We start from the raw sequence: 17,390 nt of genomic DNA on the forward strand, positions 1-17,390 counted from the left end.
TATCGGTTGTGCAAGGGGTTCGGATAGAGTGGTGCCATGATGCAGCAGGGAAAGGCCGCCCAGGCCTACGACGAGATCGAACGCCTCATCGTCTTCCAAGAACTGGCGCCGGGCTCACTTGTCTCGGAGGCCGTCCTGATGGAGAGGACCGGTCTCGGGCGGACTCCGGTCCGGGAAGCGCTGCAGCAGTTGGCCCGGAACCGGCTGGTGGAGATCCACCCGAACAAAGGTGTGCTCGTTCCGCCTGCATCCGTCGAGGCCCAGCTGCGCATGCTTGAACTACGCCGGGTGCTGGAGGCCCTAGCCGTCCGCTTGGCCTGTCAGACCGCATCGGCAACTGATCGCAAGGCTATGCAGGAGATGGTGGAACTGCTGGAAGCAGACCGGTTCACGCTCCGGCAATACCTTGAGACGGTCAAAGAAACCCACATGATGATCGTGACTGCGAGCCACAACGAATATCTCGCCGATGCGATGGCGCCACTCCAAGGGCTCTCGCGCCGGTTCTGGATCACTCACGTTAGGGACGAGCAAGCAGAAATCAGCCAAGGCTCTGCTCTACATGCCAGCATTCTCCGCAGCGTGCTGGAGCGAGACGCCGAGAAGGCAGAAAAAGCCAGCCACGCCTTGAATGACTACCTCGTCGAGTTCGCCTACCGCACCGTCCGCACCCGCATCGGCGGCGCCTGATCACATCACCGCCGCGAACAACCACACCAGGCGCACGGTTCGGTAGGTGGCATTCGAAGCTTTGGGTGGAATACCTCGCCAGAGGCGGGACTGGATCCGCTGAGAACCTCAAAGCCTTCATCACCGGGCGAACGGCCCTGGACCAGATGGCAGGAGCGGATATCCACGCTTCTGGGCGCCACCCAGCGATTCCCCTTGCGCCTTCTTAGTCATGGCGACCTCGAAGAGGGATACGACCAGTTGTAGTGACATCCACGGTGTAAACGTGGATGTCATCGGCGCCGTCGGAAGAAGCCAACGGAAGGTTCACTTCGCAGTCGCGGCTGCGGGGTGTAGATCGCCTCAGGAAAGCCCGCTGGCCATTCACGCCGGCCAGATCCTCCGATGATGACCCGGGGGGTAATGCTAGTCGAGGCGCCATTTCAGTCCCAGAGCAGTGAAGGCTTCCTGGATGGCTGCGGCCACGTGGTGCAGGTCGACGAGTCGTGGTTGGCCCAGCTTCGGACTGGTAGGCGGGTCACCTGGACGTTCGAAAATGGCCCACAGTTGGAAGGTCATCGCCGTGGCGGGAGCGGAAGGTCGCGCCGTCGACCGTGGTCGTGTCGTACAGCCACGCGGCGACGGCCTGAGTCAGTTGTCTCGGTCTGGCGTCCTTGAGTGCCGAAGCGTCGAAATCCGTCAGGCCGAGACTCAATGCCTTGGCGACGAAGTGCGGATACAGTGCACTCACGGTGGCAGAGGCGGTGACGGCACAGTAGTTTCCACTGAGTTCGGCGCGGGCCGCGGCTCGGGCGTCGAGCCATTCCCGGGGTACTTCTCCGGGTCGAATGCTCGGGTACAGGACCTCGTCTTCCTCGTCTTCGATGACCTCGTCCAGCTCCGCGGCGAGCCGTGGATCGGGGCGGAAGCCAGCAAGGACTTCCAAGAGGCACGCTTTCAGCGATGAGCCGGCGTAGACGGTGCGGAAGTTACCGTGCAGGTCGTCCCAGCGCCCAGGAAAACGCCCGTTAGTGGATCATTCCCAGCCGCTCCACGCCCACGGTTCCGGGCGGAAACCGATCCGCCACACGGTGACCGAGGCCGGGACGATCGTCAGTTCATTCAGTTCCATACCTCAGCCGGCGGCCGCGAAAGCCCGGGCCGCGGCGAGGACTTGTTGTGCGGCCTCGTCCACGTGGCCTTCCCGCAGCAGCCGGGCAGGGGGGACGTCATCCAGCTGCGGGTTCATGCCTTGGAACCACGCCTGGACCACCGCACGGGAGTCCCGTTCAGCCAGCAGTGCCGCCACGTGGTAGGCGTGCCGGAGCCGGGTCATGACCTCGGCCGATGGCTTCCGTTCGCCGTCGGCCCATTGCCGGACGGCGCGGGTTTCCTTGACTGAACCGATGTAGGCGACCAGCTTCGCACCCAGGATGTCCCGCAGGTCACGAACCAGCTCGGCTTCGGGCAACCTGATCGAGTCTTGATGGGCCTTCAGCCCTCCGCGGGCGCCTGCAACTGCTGTCATGCTTCCATGCTGCCATCGATGACAGTTTGTTTCAACCCTTAAATCACACGTCAAATCACAGGTGCTAAGACGCCGATAATTGACCTTATGTAAAGTTGACAGTATGACTGGACATATCTCGCGGCAATGGAAGTCCGACCTCAAAGGAGGATCCTGCGCGGTTTCAGACGCATCGCCGTTTGGCTGAGCGAGGGAGGCCGACAAGAGGGGTGGCCACGCGGTAAAGGGCTGGATGGATTCCTGTCCAAATTGGAGACGTGGTCGGTTTGAAGTAGGCAGCGCGCACGGCCGACGCGAGTGCTACGTGAGTACTAACGAACCTCATTAGCTAATGACTTATAAGATGTCAGGTATTAGCTGCTGCGAACTAGCGTCAGGTAGAGGATCGCGGCTGCCGCCATCGCCCAGCTTGCAAGGCTTCCGACCAAAAACTCTTCCGCTTTAGAGCCCGAGGCTCGATCCTCGGAAATTTCCGGAAAGCGAACGACCCCCTTCGCGGCCGCCAGCCCCGCGATAATCTGCGGAGCACCCGCGAAAGCGAGGACGACGATAAGGAGCCGCTCAATAGGGCCGATGAGCCTGCCGCCCTTGAGCTTCGGCCCGGGCTCCGATTTGTGACCTGCTCGAAGGCTTGCGACCTTTCTCTTGCTGATGAGCAGTTCCCACTTATTCTCAGGTTCGGCGCTCTCCAGTTCTTCCCCGGCAGGGTCTTCGATCACCGCCTTGGAGTCTTCTTTTTTGGCCCATTCAAGTGCTGACTGAGTGACAATGTTGGCGCTCCTGGTTAAGAAGACAGCAACCGCCATGGCGGCCATGCTGACTTCAAGGGGGAACAGTGAGGCGAAACTCGGATCAGTAAGAGAATACATGTCAACGAGGAAACCGCTTGCAGTTTCGAAGCTGCGGTCGTAGGCGCTGATCCCAAAAACCGACAAGAAGAGAAGTATGGCTGGCCAGAGCCGAGGAGCTGCCTGACGGGGTTCCTTATATGGCCTCCCTGACGGTTTCGACGAGGGCACCCTGGAAACCCAGATCCAGCCACAAGCAGCCAACGCGCAGGCACCGGCGCTTATCGGGTTCATCCCAAGACCCCAGAAGGCAAGCGCTGGTACCCCCAGAAGGGCCAACACTCGAAGTGCGATGCTAGCCTTGCCGGAGCAGCCCCCTGCGAGGTCGACAAGCCCAATCAGCAGGAGAAGTGTGGAGCCGATCACCGAAATTTGCCTTCCATAAGTTCCTGCTGTGCTGCAACCAGCGCGGATCCTCCTGAGCGACGAAGACTCTGCGAGACGGCAGACTGACTGATCCCTTCGCGCTGTGCGAGGTCCGACTGTGACGAGCCCAAGAGTGCGCCAAGGGCTAACCTACGGTCGCGGGGTCGCATTGAGCTAACTAGCGAGTCACGTAGCAGTAGGAAACTGTTTGCTAACGCCACGGTCCCTGATTCCTTGAGGTTGCTCGAAACGACCCACGACCGCAGATAAGGCTCAGATCTATGCTCCCTGGCATGTGTTATTTCAATGGCCTCTCGTGCATTCCACCAAGCCGATCCATCCTGGATAGCTACTGGGGCGGACGGGTCGATATCAGTCGTCTCTCCTCGCCCCACCCCAAACCGGCAGTCGACGTCTTCAGGAAGCGCTAGACGAACCAAGGTTGTCGTCAAGAGGGCTTCACGGAGGGTCCTAAACACGGCCTGGAACTCGTCCCCCACAGTTGGCCACAGGGGCCGAAGGGCTGGATACTTCCGGCCGGCGTCATCGAAAACGGACCGGATGGACTGCTGCGCCCCGACGCGGTCCTTGAGCTGGCGGGAATTCACGATGTCAACGATGAGCGCCACAACTGTATCGGTCATGTTCATAAGCTTATAGCTTCTTTAGGTCTCAGAATAAGCTTTTTTGAGTCTCGGGAAGCCGAACTGTCGGAAATCCGACAGTTCGTTGAAAAGTTTTACCGGGGCTCGGGTATTCGACCCCCGGCTACCCGAAGTTCCGACAGCCGGTACGGGCATCCGTCGGATGGTCCCCCGAAGGCAGCACAATCGAGACAGCCACGATCGGGAGATTCCAGCGCGCTGCAGACTTAGGAAGCCGCCCTCCGGGTCCTCGCCGCTCACTAGCTACGCCCTTGACGGCAATGAGCAAGATGAGTGCGAGCGGGCCCGAAATGGTAAGGGTGACACGCCGACACTCGGCGACACGCAGGAGATCTAATGTGGCTAAGTAGTCCACAGGGGGTGGATTTCATCTCTCACTTCGGCGGAATCGCGGACATTTTGAGAGCCCTTGCCTGTGGACGAGCGGTGGATTGAATGACATACTTGTAATACATCATCTTGGGGTTCCAGCGAGGCGCTTGCACTACATGTAGTGTTTTATGTGCGTCCATCGATGGACACGAAAAAAGCCTCAGGGTAATCCCGCTTTGAGGCTAGGGGCTACCGACTGAGGCTGTTTTCATTCCCTTGCGACCGGGATGAAAAGAGCCTACATCCTCAAGACTTGCTCAAGAAATGTTCGGCGAGTCGCGCGGAGGGGTCCGTGGCCACACCTATCTTTTAGGAGTGGTATGACAATCTCACTTGAACGTACAGGCTTTCGAGACCTCGAAAAGGTTCTTGGCGCGGGAATATCCACGTTGGACATCACAGAGAAAGAGAAAGGCCTGGTCACCTCCCGTTACCAAGCCCTTGGGGAGACGCTTGATGAGCACTGGGCGGAATCCACAGCCGATAACCGCGTTTACGTCCAAGGTTCATTCGCCCTTGGAACCATGACCCGACGAATTCACCGCAACGACGACGTCGACATAGACCTCGTAGTACTGCGTGGCATCCAGGCGTCATCCACCACGCAAGTGGAGCTGAAACAAGACACAGGTGCCGGTCTAAGGAAGTTCCTCACGGCATCACAGGCAAATTCCTCATTGGTCGAGAGCGAGCGGTGCTGGACGCTTGAATACCCCGGCATGCACATGGATGTCCTCCCTGCAGTCCCGGATACTTCCCCAGAACGAGGCTCGGATGACGGCATCCTAATCACGGATCACGACGTAAGGTCTTGGCAACGCTCTGATCCGCGTGGATACGCATTGTGGTTCAAGCAGGTGACCCTTGAAGAGGTGCTGCTGAAGGAAGTTCTGCTGGCGAAGCGTGGCGTAGACGTGGACGCCGTGCCCAACTGGACCCGCAAGACAACGCTGCAACTCGCTGTCCAAGCACTGAAACGGCACCGCGATATCTACTTCACTGGCCGGTTGCACGAGCGTCCTTCCTCAATCGTCATCACGACGCTTGCCGCACGCGCCTACCAGCAGGGTGAGAACCTGTTTGAAGTCCTGCAGGGCATTGCCGGCAGCATTGCTACTCACGTTAAGGTAGCTAACGGGCAATATGTCGTTGCCAATCCTGTGATGCCTGAAGAGAACTTCGCAGACTGCTGGGCCGATGAGCGGTGGCGTGCCAATGCAATGTTTGAGTGGGCGGAGGCCGTGTCTCGTGATATCAACGCGATCGCTGCTCGCAGCGGCAACGACAACGTCCTCAAGGGCGTGCAGATGGTACTCGGAGAAAACGCAGCCTTTGCTGGAGCCCGGGCATTGAGCAACCCCCTAGTTGAAGCACGAAAATCGGGAGACCTGCGTGCACAGCATGGCGCGGCGACATTGGCGGTTACCGGAACGGCGGCCACGACACGACCCGTCCGAAAGCATGACTTCCACGGAGGCCGCGTGTGAGCTCGGGTCATCTAACCCTCAGCCAGCAAGCGCTGGGGCTGAGGAGCGTTTTTCCCGACGGTTCAGTGAGACTCGGCCCCAACAGCCTCTTCTGGCAAGGCCGGCTAAAACCGTCGGCTTTAGCTCGGGAATACACCGTCGAAGTTTCCCTAAAAGTCGGGAAGAATCCCGTCGTCACCGTACAGCATCCATCACTTCAACCAAATGCTGAAGGTCTCCTCCCCCATATATGGGACGACGGATCCCTGTGCCTCAACAAGGCGGGCCAATGGTCCCCGAAAATGCTCCTGGTGGACACGACCCTCCCCTGGGCCTCGGAATGGCTGCTGCATTACGAGATGTGGAAAGGCACGGGGATTTGGTTCGGTGACGACCCAAGTCTGGAGACTTCGGAGGACCAGTCGCATCTGTTGCACCCCGTACCTAGCCACATGCAGGGAAAGCAAGCGCTCGAACAACTTCAGTAATCCACGTCGAGCCAAGCGGGCATTGACGGTGCTTGTTCGGTTCCGGTGAGGAACGATACTACTTAGGATTGGATGGACTTTGGTGGGTAGAAGGTTCTTCGGCAGGAGCCCCGACTCCAATTTTGACCTGATTAGGGAAGAGTTCGGCCGAGTCGCATACACGCACAAAACTCATGAGAAAGCCCGGGAGCAGTGTAGCCGTAAGGCTTCGATCTCCCAGTGGGTCAATGTCGTCCTCAACGCCCTGACATTCGGCGGCGTCCTGACAAGCCTCCAAAGCGCGAACCAGGCGTTCCTGTACGTGACCCTGGGGTTTGCTACTGTCACGGCCGGCTATACGCTGTACCAACTCAGTTTCAACCCGAGGCAAGAGGCCATCGAGCATCGTGAAGCCGCCAAGTCCCTGCTCAAGATCCGAGACAGCTATGTCCACTTATTGGCAGATGTGATGGGAAATGCCCTGTCTACCTCTGAAATAAGGCGCCAGAGGGAACAACTCAGCGCCCAAACGCAGGAAGTGTACCGGTCAGCGCCCGACACCAGCTACAAAGCGTACCGTTCGGCCCAAAAAGCGTTGAAGGAGCAGGAGGACCTCACCTTTTCCGATGATGAGATCGACAAGTTTCTGCCTCGAAACCTTCGAAAGAATGTCTGTCGGCACAATTGGCCGTAACGCAGCCTCACCACGAGAAGGCCTCCCGATGTTGAAGGCCCGGCACGTTCCGGACGCGCTGATACGGCACGACAAGAGCCTGACACCATGTTGGTGTCAGGCTCTACCTCCACCCAAAACGAATAAGCAGGAGGACGGGGTATATCTGCCCTCATGTGACGGGCGTTGATCAGGATATCCAAGGCGCGCACGAAGCCCCCATGCACACAGAAAGCAGAACCATGCATGAGGACTTCGTTAGACGCTGGTGGAGTAGCCCGCGGTTGAGCCCAGCCTTCGCACGTGACTGGAGTCTTCTTCGGCCGGCGGGCTTTAAGCAGATTTCGACAAACGGGCAAGTAGTTCGTCTTGGTCCTTGCGGGCCGCTTGCGTCAGTCGTTCCAATTTCGGATCGCGGAGGCGCTCGCCAGTGTAAGCGTCGATGGCCGCCCTTATTTGATCAGCGAGCGTAGTGCCGTCCAACAAGGCAAGGCTCGTGCAAAAGTCGATGGTCCGCTGCTCCAGACGCAACGTAACTTGCTTCTCGCTTCGAATATCCCTTGCCGGCGCTGCGGGAGAATCAACCCCCGCTCCTGGTTGTCCGTCGAGAAGCGAAGCGAAGCCTTGACGGTACCTTTCAACCGCGGCCTCAACCTTTGCAGGCAAATTAGAGTCCTTGAGGCGGTCTTGGATGTAGGAATCTGCAGCCAGACGTACCTGTTCGGCAACCGTGGTTTCGTCGATCACTCCCAGAGCCGTAATGAGCCCTAGTCGCGCGTCATCCAATCTCACGGTGGCGGGCCGTTCGGCCCGTCGATTTGTAACTGCCCGAGCGCCGCGTTGCTCCGTGGTCGGCTTCGTCTCCCCAGGACGACGCGAGGCGGCGTTATGGACTTTTGGCATATCTAGCCTCCGTAGTAGAGCCAATGACTAACGCGCCGATCATTCCCCAGATTGCCCCCGATCGACGCGACCAGCACAGACTAGCAGCCTATGTAGTCGAAATACAAGAGTTCCAAATTACGAGGATGTGACTTACATTTGCTCTACGGCGCGTGTGTTTGTGTGCCTGGACCCCCAGAGCCCAGGAGGCAGTAATGAACCATCCCCAAGATCCCGAGCCGATCTTGCAGAATCTCGTCCGCGATGTCGCCATGATTCTCCATCATGGCCTCTCAGAGGCCGTTGCGCGGGGCCAATACCCGCTGCCGAGCAGAACGATTGACCTGGACGACGAGGTCTATCTGCGCAAGATGCCAGCCCATGATCGCTGGCGTCACCTGGAGCGACTCATCAAGGCGGCCAACCCTCGGCTGAGCGACATCGGCTTGGCGCAAACGGACAATGATGTAGCAGCCCATGTCCTGATCAGTGAGAAGTTGAGGGAGCGCGTCCCTGGTTCGATTGTTGTGGGCGAGGAAGCATCAGAGCGGGACTGGGCCAAGTGCGGGGCCGCACCAGCGGGAACTCTCGTGTGGCAGCTAGATGCCATCGATGGCAGCGCGTTGCAGGACACTGTCGGGTTCGGATACTCGGCAAATGTGATTCTGTATCGCAAGGTGGAGGGAGCTCCGGCCGAACCTGTCGTCTCCGTAACGGTGACCTCCTCTTCGACAATGATGGCTTGGGTGTACACAGGCCAGGTAGGGGCCTCACACTTGAACTCGATTGATCCGCACACCGGCGAGCCGATGATCCTCGAACTTCTGGAACCTGTGAAGTCCGTGGAGCAGGTTCGGGAGGGCTGGGTCGCGGTTGTCGCCGCACAGGCCAAGGATCGAGCAAAGGTACGTCCACTCTTCGAAACCGATCTCAGCATCATGACCCTAGGCGGCGCGCCTGCCCTCCCTGGCCTCCTTCTTGAGAAGCTGGCCGCCATCGTGATACCCAGTCCCCAGACCAGGCACGACGCCCCACTCCTGCCGCTGGCATCACATATGGGCATGCATTTCATTGATATCGCCACCGGTGAGAACTACTCGGATGCAGATGTGAGAGCATTCTTCGCAGGGATTGCCCACCCGAACGACGTTGACTACAAACCCGTACCGGCCATGGTCATATCGCGTGACTTGTTGTTTGGCATTGAGTTGGCAAACATCATTCGCAACGGGCGGCGCGATAAAGCGAGTTAGCCACCCCGCCACGAGGTCCGAGTCCTTGATACTTAAACTCTGCACCGCGTTTGTGACAGGCTCTACCTCCGGGGGAAACCAGCGGCAAAGCTCACAAAGGGCACTCAGAAAGAGGACCCCGCCAGCATGCGGGGTCCTCTTTCTACGTTGATCATGTGGTTCAGCAATCCTGAATAAGCGCCACCACGAGACGAAATGCGTTAATGACAAAGTTGAACATTGGCCATGGGGGCTGCTGCTTCTTTCCCTTCCTCATGCGGGATTCCTCTTCTTTCCGGTTGAACCCGGCTCGGAGCTGGGTAGCCGCGTCTGCGTCTATCCTCATCTTCTGATGGCCTGTGCCTGTTTTTCCTGGATTACCCCAGCTGGTTCCTAGACGCACGGCAAAAGCGCCCTAGGACCCACTCAAAAAGAGGGGCGCCCCCAACGCGGCGGTGTCCCCTTCTTCTGCGGCGGCAGCACGGACCTTGTCCCTCCCGTCGACCGTCATGATGCAGTCACTTCTCCTAACTCGTCGGTGAAACCCACCACAGATGTGCAATTGTTCAACTAGTAAAACTTGGCAAGCAGGACAGTGGAGGCGCGCAGGATGCCCGGCATGCAGGAAAGAATCGTCAAGATCCCCATGTGGCAAGGATCCATCGACGACCTCAAAAGAGTGGTGGCCCTATGCTCAGACCTCCATGACGAAGCGGTGAAGAACCAGCAGGACGAGCTGGATGAAATTCGTGAGAAAGCGGTAGCTGACCACCATGAAGACATGGTTGCGACTCAGAAGGTGCTAGCGTCCGTGGTTCAGTTCGAGGATGACGTTAAGGAAGAACAATTCAACCAAGGTCTGTCCGCCGCACTGATGCGTCCGGAGCTACGACCCAAGGGATTCTCTGAACAGCTCTTCATGCAGAAAATTCGCGAGCTGGAAGTCAGGGTCTACAGTGAGCGTTTTGATGGTGGCAGCATCAAAGCCAGCCCGGATGACATCTTCAAGACCTTGAACTACAAGGAAACGAAGAACCTGGAGATCGCCTTCGGCTCTTACTCCAGCGACACGCGACTTTCGGTTGATTTCAGGCGCGAGCGGGGAGTGACCGTGACTGTTTCTGGATCAGACGTGACGTGGGTAAACGGAGCAATAGAGCGGTTGAGTTCGCTGCTCAAGCAGCAACAACCGCCCTATTCATTCATGCGGTCGCTGTGGTTTAGCTATCCCGTATTCTTCTTTCTGGCCATTCTTCTTACCGTCGCTGCTGGGAATTTGTTTGGTTTCGAGGCCTTCAAGGGCTTTACTTTTTGGGGTGGGCATTGGCTTCTTGGACTCATCTTCGTGGACATCTGGACCAAGATAGTTCTGCCCCGGTTTGAGCTCTTCGGGTCCGGTGGCCGTAGCCGCGCCAAATTTCTACTCGCCTCTGGAGTTGCCCTTGTCGGCTTCATCAGCGCAATCGTCGGCCTGTTCAAGTAGCCCTTAGCACTCGTCCCAGGGTGCCGGATCCACGGCGCTCACAGCAAACGATAGGGCCACCGAGTATTCTCGGTGGCCCTATCTTTGGTTGGAAACGGACTACTTGGACGGTCCGCCCTTGAACCGTTCAGCACCCTTCGAGGCCCCCGTGGGGGTCTTTCTGGCCTTGGCAGCCCCTTTGCCCATGGTCAGGGCTCCGCGAGGGTGTGTGGCCTCGCTGCGTTCAGCAGCGACCCGGCCTCGCACCTGGGATTCGTTGGCCCCACTGTCAGCCAATGAAGTCGCAAACGCGTTTTGCCGTTCCGCCGAACCGTAGTCGTTGGCGGAGGTTGTTTCTGCTTTCAGTCCTTGGTCTTTGAGCCGGCTGCTGTCGTTGCCGGTGACCCGGTTTTCTATCTCGCGGCCGACCCCTTCCATGCGTGCGAAGAGTTCCTTTTCGGCGCGCTCGTACCTCTGCTCCAACGTTGACCATTTGTCGCCTTTGAATCCGCCCTCAGCCAACAGTTTGGCTTCGTGGAGGTTCTTGGCTGCGTCGACGAACGCTGGGTCTTTGAAGTGTTCCTCGCCTGCACCGTTGACGTTCGCGGTCGTTTCTTTCCGCAGCTGGTCAATGTCGGGTCCGTTGATGCCGTCCTTGCCGATCAGGTACAGGCGCTCCTTCACGGCCGCGTCGGCTACCTCCAACGCCTTGGGTGTCTTCGCGTTGTTTGCCAGCCGGAGTGCTTTGGTCAGTTCGGGGTTGGCCAGGTACTCCACGGGCACCTGGTGGCGTTCCATCTGGGGCGCCAGCTTCGCCGCTTGGGCGCGGAGTTCTTCGGCGCGGGCAGCGGCCAGGAGCTGCATGGCCTTTTCGTGTTCCACTGCGGCTGACTGTGATGCCAGCTGGGCGCCTGTAGCTGCCTGCCAATGCCGGATGAGCCTGTTCTCGTCGCTGCGCTCATCGGCTACCGTGTCGGCAAAGTCGTGGCGAAGTTTCCAGTCGTCGTAAAACTTCGGGTCGTGTTCTTTTGCCCATCCCGTAGCCCGGCCCAGATCGGTCTGGTGATCGGCCTTGCTTTGCGTCTGGTCAACACCCTCGGTGCTTTGACCAACGGCAGGGGCAGTTGCCGTTTGCCAGTACTGAATGAGTTCCTTTTCGACGGAGCGTTGGTCCTCTACGGTGTCCGTGAATCCCTGGCGGTTTCTCCACTCGGCGTAGAACCTTGGGTCTTCTTCTGCGGCCCATTCAATGGCACTTTGGAGTTGGCTCTTGTGGTCGTCCTGGCCCTGCACTCCCGCGGCGGTTCCAGGTGCTGCCAAGCGTGCCCTTTCGGTGGCGACGGTGTGAATGCCCGACTCAAGATACGCGGTGTCCGTGCCGACGTCTCGGGTGTCGATGCCGTACCGCGCAAAGACTTCCTGGCGGATCCTTTCGGACGCAGCCAACGCAGTGGGGTCGTGATCCTTCCATGCTTCTGCAACGGTGTAAGCGGTCGCGATGTCCGATGGCTGCGCATTGTCCCACCATTGATCTTTTTCGACCGGTGCGAGTGCTGCGTGGGCGGCGCTACGCTCGGCGGCAAGGCGCGCCTGGGCTTCGTGAGCTGCCTGTGAGTCAAGGTGTTCCTGCTGCCGCTGGGCTTCCTGTCGTTTGCGAGCCAGAGTCTCTGCAATACGGGAGGCGACCATCAGCGATTGCCGCAATCCACCGTCTACTACATCGTCCATTCCGTCTGATTCACTCATGGTGTTCCCCTTGCACTAGTGGTGTGATTCTTATCGGTCGAGTACAGGCCCGGATTCGCGTCCGGTACGCGTGGGTGTCTTGGCCGGTGTTGCTGTTCCTGGAACAACCGAGCCGGGACGGATAGGTGCCATACCGCGTAGGCCGAGCTCCACAGGGTTCCGGGCAGGTTCGAGCCCTACTGCCTGCTCGGTCGCCCCTACGCTGACGGGCCGGGGCATGGTCGCTGCAAAGGGCTTGAGCTGGGTTGCAACGACGGCCCGAATCCTCTCCGCTTCACGTGTCCGACCGGATTGCAGATGCATGTCGTAGATCGCCGCAGCCATGTTCGCCAGTTGCACCATCAGCGCAGCCTGCGCCGCTGTCTTGTTCTTGCTCGATGCCGCCAGGAACAACATCGCGGTGCCGGCAATGGACGGCAGCGCGACAGGTTTGCCGTGCTGGCGAGGTGCACGCAGTTGCGCGGTGCGGGACAATTCAGCGGCGGTTTCGGCCAGCGGTCCAGGTGTGGTTTCGAGACGATGCGACCAAGCCGCGAAGGCTCCCGAAACGTCTCGGGCTGCCTTCGCCCAGGTGGCGTGATCGTCCAACGGAATGGCACGCAGTTGTTCTGCAAGATCTGTCGCGTTGCGGGTGTACTCCACCCACACCTGCGGAGACGGCATAGCCTTCTCAGGACCGGTCTTGGAGACCGTTCGCTTGTTGCGCGCTGCCGCGTTCCATTCCGCCGCAGCCTCGGTGGCAAGCTTCGGAGAATCCATCCATGCCTCACGCAGAGCACCAAGCTTCAAGTCCGAGGCAAGGGTTCCACCGCCGAACCAAATGGGACGCTCTCCGGCCTTAGGTCGTTCGGCCACGGAGTACCCGACAATGACGTCTGTCGTGTTCTTCGCGTAGCGGGGTCGGAGCAGCATTCCCGTGTTTCGGGCGCGGCGAACGAACTCGCCTTCCGTTGCTGATGCACTGGCACTGGCCCGCACTTTACGCGCCAGTGCCGAGCGGTGCATCTCGCGTTCGTCCCGTGCAGCGGTGGCCTTCTCAGCGCGGTCGTAACCACGGGTGGCATACACGCTGGAGAGCTGTTCCAGCCCGTAATTAACTTCCAGTTCCCGGCAGGTCTGCTGCGCCTTCTTGTAGTCCCCGTGGGTAGAGGCCTTAGTGCCGTCCTCACGGACAAGGGAGACGGCGATGTGGATGTGGTGGTTGCCGTTCTCGGACGTGCCATGGTTGACGGCTGCCCAGCGGCACTGTGCCTTGCCACTGGCTGCAGTGAAGCCCATGGCATCAACAAAATCATTGGCAATGTCGCCCCACTGCTGGTCCGTCAGTGCGCCCTCTTCGGCCCGCAGACTCAGCGAGCAGTGCCAGACACTGGCGTCCTTGTAGCCAACGTGAACGCGCTCTTTCTTGGCCGCATCCCACTGCATGTCCTTGATCTGAACGGAAACACCGAACAGCTTGCGTGGTTGGTCGAGGTGCTTGGCAATGGCAAGGGCGTCATCCCTGTCCAGCACGCCGTCGTCGTACCAACTCATGATGGCCGCATCACCAGCCACCAAGTGCGGCTCAGTGTGTGCGTTTTTGGTCTTGTCAGAGTCGGTCGATGCCAGGTAAACCATCAGGCCACCCATGCGCGAACCGCGGGTGATGTTCGGAATCATTCCTTACATCAACCCCTCGATGGCCCGGTCGATTCGCATAGCCACGGTCCGGAGATGCTTCAGAGCCTCACGGGCCTCTACTGGGAACTCACCCGTGGCATTGGCCTGCCGCGCGAGTTGGTTGATGTTGTTCGAGGAACGGGCAAGAATGTTGTGCAATTGCATGAGTTCAGCGCCGATTGCGCGGCGCTCCGTGGGTGAGTCGGTGCGCTCTGCCAGGGCCGATGAAACCAGCAGGTTCGGAACGGTCACTTTCTCCCGTTCGGCCCTCGCAACAAGCGCCGCTTCCTCTTCCACCGTGACCCATACGTCACGGCGCTTCTTCGTTCCTGCCGGAGTGTTCGCACGACGACGGCGGGACAGATTGGGGCGATGAGTGCTCTCTTCATCCGACATCCCAATCCCTCCTTCAAAGGCCCAGCGCAGCGACCCCTAACCGGGGATCACACTGACAAGTGTGCCGTACTCGACCGCCAGTGTCGAGGGCGACAAGCCACTTACACCCGTGTAAGTGTATAGCTTGCTTCGCAAGGTTGAATTTTCTCGTTTTTCGCACCCTTTGCACGACGCGCCAAAAACCATACCTATCGGTGTCAGTCAGGACCGCTAGACTGCCCTCATGGACATCAACGACATTGCCGCTAAAGCGGCCGCGAAAATTGACGCTGCCAGGGACGCCAAGGTCAACGCTGTGAAGGACGCGGCGGCCAGCAGCGTCGAACTCCAAGAAGCCCAGCAGCTGGTCGCTGCAGCCGACCAAAAGTACGCCAAGGACTACCAAGCCGCGCTGCGTGCAGGCTGGACCGAATCGGACTTACGCGGCTTCGGCCTGGAAACCCCGGGCAGGAAAGCCGGCGGTCGGCCGCGCGGTAAACGGACTACCCGGGAAACCTCGCCCGCAACAACGGGATCGGAACAGTAGCCCCTCGTCCACATGGGCACGGCAAAAGCTAAATCCTTCGGGCTTTTCCCGCACACATGTGGACGACGGGACCCAGCTGACCGGTTGCACACAATCGTCAGGGAACCACTTCAGAGCATGTCACCATCAGCGGCCGACGATCATGCACAACCTGTTCTGTAGCTGCGTGCCCCACACAAGGAATCCATGGACCAGCCTCTCGTTATAGCTGCGACCCTCGCATCGACTTTCATCGCCTGCCTTGCCCTGATTTCAGTCTCTATCGGAATCATCGAAGTCTCATTCTTTCGACAGCGCGTGGTTGGCCTAACCGAAAACCAACGCAAGCAATACATCACCAACGTCATCAAGGTCATACTCACCACAGGTGCCGCCAGCCTGGCCGCAATCGTGCTCGTCGTTCCAGGATTTGCACACCAAATCGAACCAGGGATTCCGAACTACACCCCCGCTCTCACCCTGATAGTGGTGATCGTCGCAGCGCTCGTTACATACAGACTCGAACTAGCCAGCGAATCCCCAGACAGCCTCTACGACCTCCACAGTGACTTACGCAAGTCTTGGATGGATGAAGAGGACCTGAAACGGCACGCCATCGCCCGCCGCAGGGCTTGGCTGCGGGACTTCATGAAGACAAATGGAGGCCGTTCCATGGTGTCCTCCAAGCGAGCCCTCAATACCGCTTACCAAGGTGCGATCGATGAAGCACTGGACCACGACTACACCGACACTCGATTCAAAAGACTCGCCAGGCTGACGACCTTCAAGACGACAGTTGCGATGATCCGCGGGCATGTGTGGCGGTCTCTCTGGCTGCTCACGCCCCTGTTTGCCGTCCTCTCGTCGTGGCTCACGGTACTGCTCCTCTGGACACCAGATAGCACTCCCGCCGTCCCAGCCCTTCTCCTCTTCGGGGTGGGCACGCTCGCACTCGGTTGCGCGTTCAGCTACTTCAATTTTTGGGCGCGCTCAACAGCTCGCCTCAAGAGGTACTGCGAGCTAAAACGATACGAAGAGCTCTGCGATTTACTCCTCACGAAACTCGCCCGGGCGTCAACAACGCAGAAAGCAGCCACTGCAGAAGGGGAAGCTGCACTGGCCACAGCAGAACAAGTAGCCGCACTCTCCTCAGCGCTCGAAGCTCACCTCCAAACCAACTCACCCGGATTCATCCGCCGTGTCCTCCGAAAACTCTGGTGAGCCTCAACCACAGACCCGGACCAGCCGGCGCCGCATCCCATGGTCCACGACGAGCGCTGCCGTTGAACCGTGGGAGCGGGGCCGGGTTTTTCAGCCTTGACGACACACACTGGTAGCGCGGGGCCGGGGACGTGCAGGCGCAGGAACCACAGGCGCGGGGAGACCTCTCAAGCGGCAGGGGGATTCACGTCGGGGTACTCCCAGCGATCACCCAAGACTCACCATCCAGCCCACACCAGAAACGACAGGATCACACAGCATGGTGGAACGACCACTCAGACAACGGGCGCTCACCTACGCCGCCCTGCTTGGAGCCCTGCAGCTGTTTCTGCACGCCCGATCGAAAGCCCGACACAATGACATGGCATCGGCTGGCCGTCAGGTCACCAAAGTAACGGCGGAGCGACGCCCTCTTCCCGTCGGTGAAATCGGTACTGTTGTGTTGAAGTACGTCGCCATAGCAGCAGCGGCCGGCGCTCTCATCCTCGTTATGAAAGCACTTGTAATGACGGGTCTGGATCCCGAGGCAGCGGCAGCACTCGTAGCAAACGCATCCCCCTCAACAGCTGTACAGATGTTGCTGGTAGTGTCCCCCTCCCTAGGGTTCGTACTAAGCCTGATTTGTGCATATCAGGCTGGAAAGATCAGCAAGCCTAATTCGGCAGAGCTTTATACGCACGGACCCCAGTACGTTGTAACTCTCGTCTTCCTGTTCGCCGCCCTTATGGCACCGATGGTTCTTCAATTCCACCTTTGGTGGGACGCGCTACTTCCGCTGGTCGTAGGCGCTTACGCATTCTTTTCTGGTCGGTCAAAACGGGGATGGGGGTACTCAACGGTCATTTCCAGCCTCACGGTCTTGATCGTTATTCAGTTTGTCTACACGCCGTCCATGTGGTTGCCAAAGGAGCGGGTGAAGATCACTGGCACGGAGTACTTGGTCTACATCACTTCTGAATCCGACGTCGACCTCAATGCATACTTCCCGGAGAACAAAGCAGTACTTCGATTGAAGAAGTCCGTAGTCGAGGAACGCCAATACTGCGGCGATATCAAAGCCGCTGTGACACTCGGAAGTGCATGGAGAGGTTCCCCGGACCTGCCTGCCTGCCCATCGGAAGGCAAGCCTTTCAAAGCTGATAAATAGTCCCGCGACGCGCTTGAACCACCACTGAGCCACTGCCCCGCACATTCCAGTCTGTGCATGGCCACTGCTCGCCCTGGTGAGGGTGT

Annotated in this window: 15 protein-coding genes and 1 pseudogene; 8 read left to right on the plus strand and 8 right to left on the minus strand. The window is 59.0% G+C overall.

Annotated features, from left to right (window positions below):
• The first annotated feature begins 36 nt into the window (after positions 1-36).
• Positions 37-690: a GntR family transcriptional regulator gene (locus MOD31_RS10935; RefSeq protein ID WP_250820572.1), complete on the plus strand. Its 654-nt coding sequence runs from the start codon at positions 37-39 to the stop codon at positions 688-690.
• A gap of 517 nt (positions 691-1,207) precedes the next feature.
• On the opposite strand, the pseudogene MOD31_RS10940 reads toward MOD31_RS10935, so the two are convergent.
• The 4 genes and pseudogenes from MOD31_RS10940 to MOD31_RS10955 all read right to left on the minus strand — a co-directional run.
• Positions 1,208-1,684: pseudogene (locus MOD31_RS10940) on the minus strand (hypothetical protein); the annotation flags it as partial.
• 120 nt (positions 1,685-1,804) lie between these two features.
• Entirely contained in the window at positions 1,805-2,197 is a 393-nt protein-coding gene (locus tag MOD31_RS10945; RefSeq protein ID WP_250820573.1) for a hypothetical protein, read from the minus strand.
• Between the two features lie 353 nt (positions 2,198-2,550).
• Positions 2,551-3,132 carry a hypothetical protein gene (locus tag MOD31_RS10950; protein ID WP_250820574.1) on the minus strand — a complete coding sequence of 194 codons (582 nt, stop codon included), beginning with the start codon at positions 3,130-3,132 and terminating at the stop codon, positions 2,551-2,553.
• 275 nt (positions 3,133-3,407) lie between these two features.
• Positions 3,408-4,061, minus strand: coding sequence for a SatD family protein (locus MOD31_RS10955; RefSeq protein WP_308196364.1), 654 nt, complete (start codon positions 4,059-4,061; stop codon positions 3,408-3,410).
• A gap of 707 nt (positions 4,062-4,768) precedes the next feature.
• Between MOD31_RS10955 and MOD31_RS10960 the strand changes: the two genes are divergently transcribed.
• Positions 4,769-5,935 carry a nucleotidyltransferase gene (locus MOD31_RS10960; protein WP_250820576.1) on the plus strand — a complete coding sequence of 389 codons (1,167 nt, stop codon included), beginning with the start codon at positions 4,769-4,771 and terminating at the stop codon, positions 5,933-5,935.
• A 549-nt stretch (positions 5,936-6,484) separates the two neighbouring features.
• Positions 6,485-7,075, plus strand: a complete 591-nt coding sequence (locus MOD31_RS10965) for an SLATT domain-containing protein (RefSeq protein WP_250820577.1) — start codon at positions 6,485-6,487, stop codon at positions 7,073-7,075.
• 312 nt (positions 7,076-7,387) lie between these two features.
• Here the strand turns inward: MOD31_RS10965 and MOD31_RS10970 are convergent, their stop codons facing one another.
• On the minus strand, positions 7,388-7,846 hold the full coding sequence (locus MOD31_RS10970; protein WP_250820578.1) for a hypothetical protein: 459 nt from the start codon (positions 7,844-7,846) through the stop codon (positions 7,388-7,390).
• 305 nt (positions 7,847-8,151) lie between these two features.
• Here MOD31_RS10970 and MOD31_RS10975 point away from each other — a divergent pair, with 305 nt between their 5' ends.
• Positions 8,152-9,189 (plus strand): hypothetical protein, encoded by a 1,038-nt coding sequence (locus MOD31_RS10975; protein WP_250820579.1) that lies wholly within the window; start codon positions 8,152-8,154, stop codon positions 9,187-9,189.
• Positions 9,190-9,787: 598 nt separating this feature from the next.
• Positions 9,788-10,651 carry a hypothetical protein gene (locus MOD31_RS10980; RefSeq protein WP_250820580.1) on the plus strand — a complete coding sequence of 288 codons (864 nt, stop codon included), beginning with the start codon at positions 9,788-9,790 and terminating at the stop codon, positions 10,649-10,651.
• Between the two features lie 99 nt (positions 10,652-10,750).
• Here MOD31_RS10980 and MOD31_RS10985 read toward each other — a convergent pair whose 3' ends face one another.
• Genes MOD31_RS10985 through mobC form a run of 3 tightly spaced genes read right to left on the minus strand, consistent with a single transcriptional unit; the run spans position 10,751 to position 14,431 of the window.
• Positions 10,751-12,376, minus strand: coding sequence for a hypothetical protein (locus MOD31_RS10985; protein WP_250820581.1), 1,626 nt, complete (start codon positions 12,374-12,376; stop codon positions 10,751-10,753).
• 30 nt (positions 12,377-12,406) lie between these two features.
• The gene (locus tag MOD31_RS10990) at positions 12,407-14,035 is read right to left on the minus strand and encodes a relaxase/mobilization nuclease domain-containing protein (protein ID WP_250820582.1); all 1,629 of its coding nucleotides are present in this window, start codon (positions 14,033-14,035) and stop codon (positions 12,407-12,409) included.
• A gap of 3 nt (positions 14,036-14,038) precedes the next feature.
• A complete protein-coding gene (mobC, locus tag MOD31_RS10995; RefSeq protein ID WP_250820583.1) occupies positions 14,039-14,431 on the minus strand; it encodes a plasmid mobilization relaxosome protein MobC in 393 nt (130 codons plus the stop codon).
• 223 nt (positions 14,432-14,654) lie between these two features.
• Between mobC and MOD31_RS11000 the strand changes: the two genes are divergently transcribed.
• From MOD31_RS11000 to MOD31_RS11010, 3 genes are all read left to right on the plus strand, one after another.
• Positions 14,655-14,957: a hypothetical protein gene (locus MOD31_RS11000; RefSeq protein ID WP_250820584.1), complete on the plus strand. Its 303-nt coding sequence runs from the start codon at positions 14,655-14,657 to the stop codon at positions 14,955-14,957.
• Between the two features lie 186 nt (positions 14,958-15,143).
• Positions 15,144-16,157, plus strand: coding sequence for a hypothetical protein (locus tag MOD31_RS11005; protein ID WP_250820585.1), 1,014 nt, complete (start codon positions 15,144-15,146; stop codon positions 16,155-16,157).
• A 259-nt stretch (positions 16,158-16,416) separates the two neighbouring features.
• On the plus strand, positions 16,417-17,304 hold the full coding sequence (locus tag MOD31_RS11010) for a hypothetical protein (RefSeq protein ID WP_250820586.1): 888 nt from the start codon (positions 16,417-16,419) through the stop codon (positions 17,302-17,304).
• Positions 17,305-17,390: the final 86 nt, after the last annotated feature.

This window comes from Paenarthrobacter sp. TYUT067, assembly GCF_023656375.1.
GTDB lineage: Bacteria > Actinomycetota > Actinomycetes > Actinomycetales > Micrococcaceae > Arthrobacter.

What these genes read in the sequence shown, in the direction of transcription:
- MOD31_RS10935 (WP_250820572.1), top strand. Translation starts at nt 37, where the DNA reads ATGATGCAGCAGGGAAAGGCCGCCCAGGCCTACGACGAGATCGAACGC.
- MOD31_RS10945 (WP_250820573.1), bottom strand. Translation starts at nt 2,197, where the DNA reads ATGACAGCAGTTGCAGGCGCCCGCGGAGGGCTGAAGGCCCATCAAGAC.
- MOD31_RS10955 (WP_308196364.1), bottom strand. Translation starts at nt 4,061, where the DNA reads ATGAACATGACCGATACAGTTGTGGCGCTCATCGTTGACATCGTGAAT.
- MOD31_RS10960 (WP_250820576.1), top strand. Translation starts at nt 4,769, where the DNA reads ATGACAATCTCACTTGAACGTACAGGCTTTCGAGACCTCGAAAAGGTT.
- MOD31_RS10975 (WP_250820579.1), top strand. Translation starts at nt 8,152, where the DNA reads ATGAACCATCCCCAAGATCCCGAGCCGATCTTGCAGAATCTCGTCCGC.
- MOD31_RS10980 (WP_250820580.1), top strand. Translation starts at nt 9,788, where the DNA reads ATGCAGGAAAGAATCGTCAAGATCCCCATGTGGCAAGGATCCATCGAC.
- MOD31_RS10985 (WP_250820581.1), bottom strand. Translation starts at nt 12,376, where the DNA reads ATGAGTGAATCAGACGGAATGGACGATGTAGTAGACGGTGGATTGCGG.
- MOD31_RS10990 (WP_250820582.1), bottom strand. Translation starts at nt 14,035, where the DNA reads ATGATTCCGAACATCACCCGCGGTTCGCGCATGGGTGGCCTGATGGTT.
- mobC (WP_250820583.1), bottom strand. Translation starts at nt 14,431, where the DNA reads ATGTCGGATGAAGAGAGCACTCATCGCCCCAATCTGTCCCGCCGTCGT.
- MOD31_RS11000 (WP_250820584.1), top strand. Translation starts at nt 14,655, where the DNA reads ATGGACATCAACGACATTGCCGCTAAAGCGGCCGCGAAAATTGACGCT.
- MOD31_RS11005 (WP_250820585.1), top strand. Translation starts at nt 15,144, where the DNA reads ATGGACCAGCCTCTCGTTATAGCTGCGACCCTCGCATCGACTTTCATC.
- MOD31_RS11010 (WP_250820586.1), top strand. Translation starts at nt 16,417, where the DNA reads ATGGTGGAACGACCACTCAGACAACGGGCGCTCACCTACGCCGCCCTG.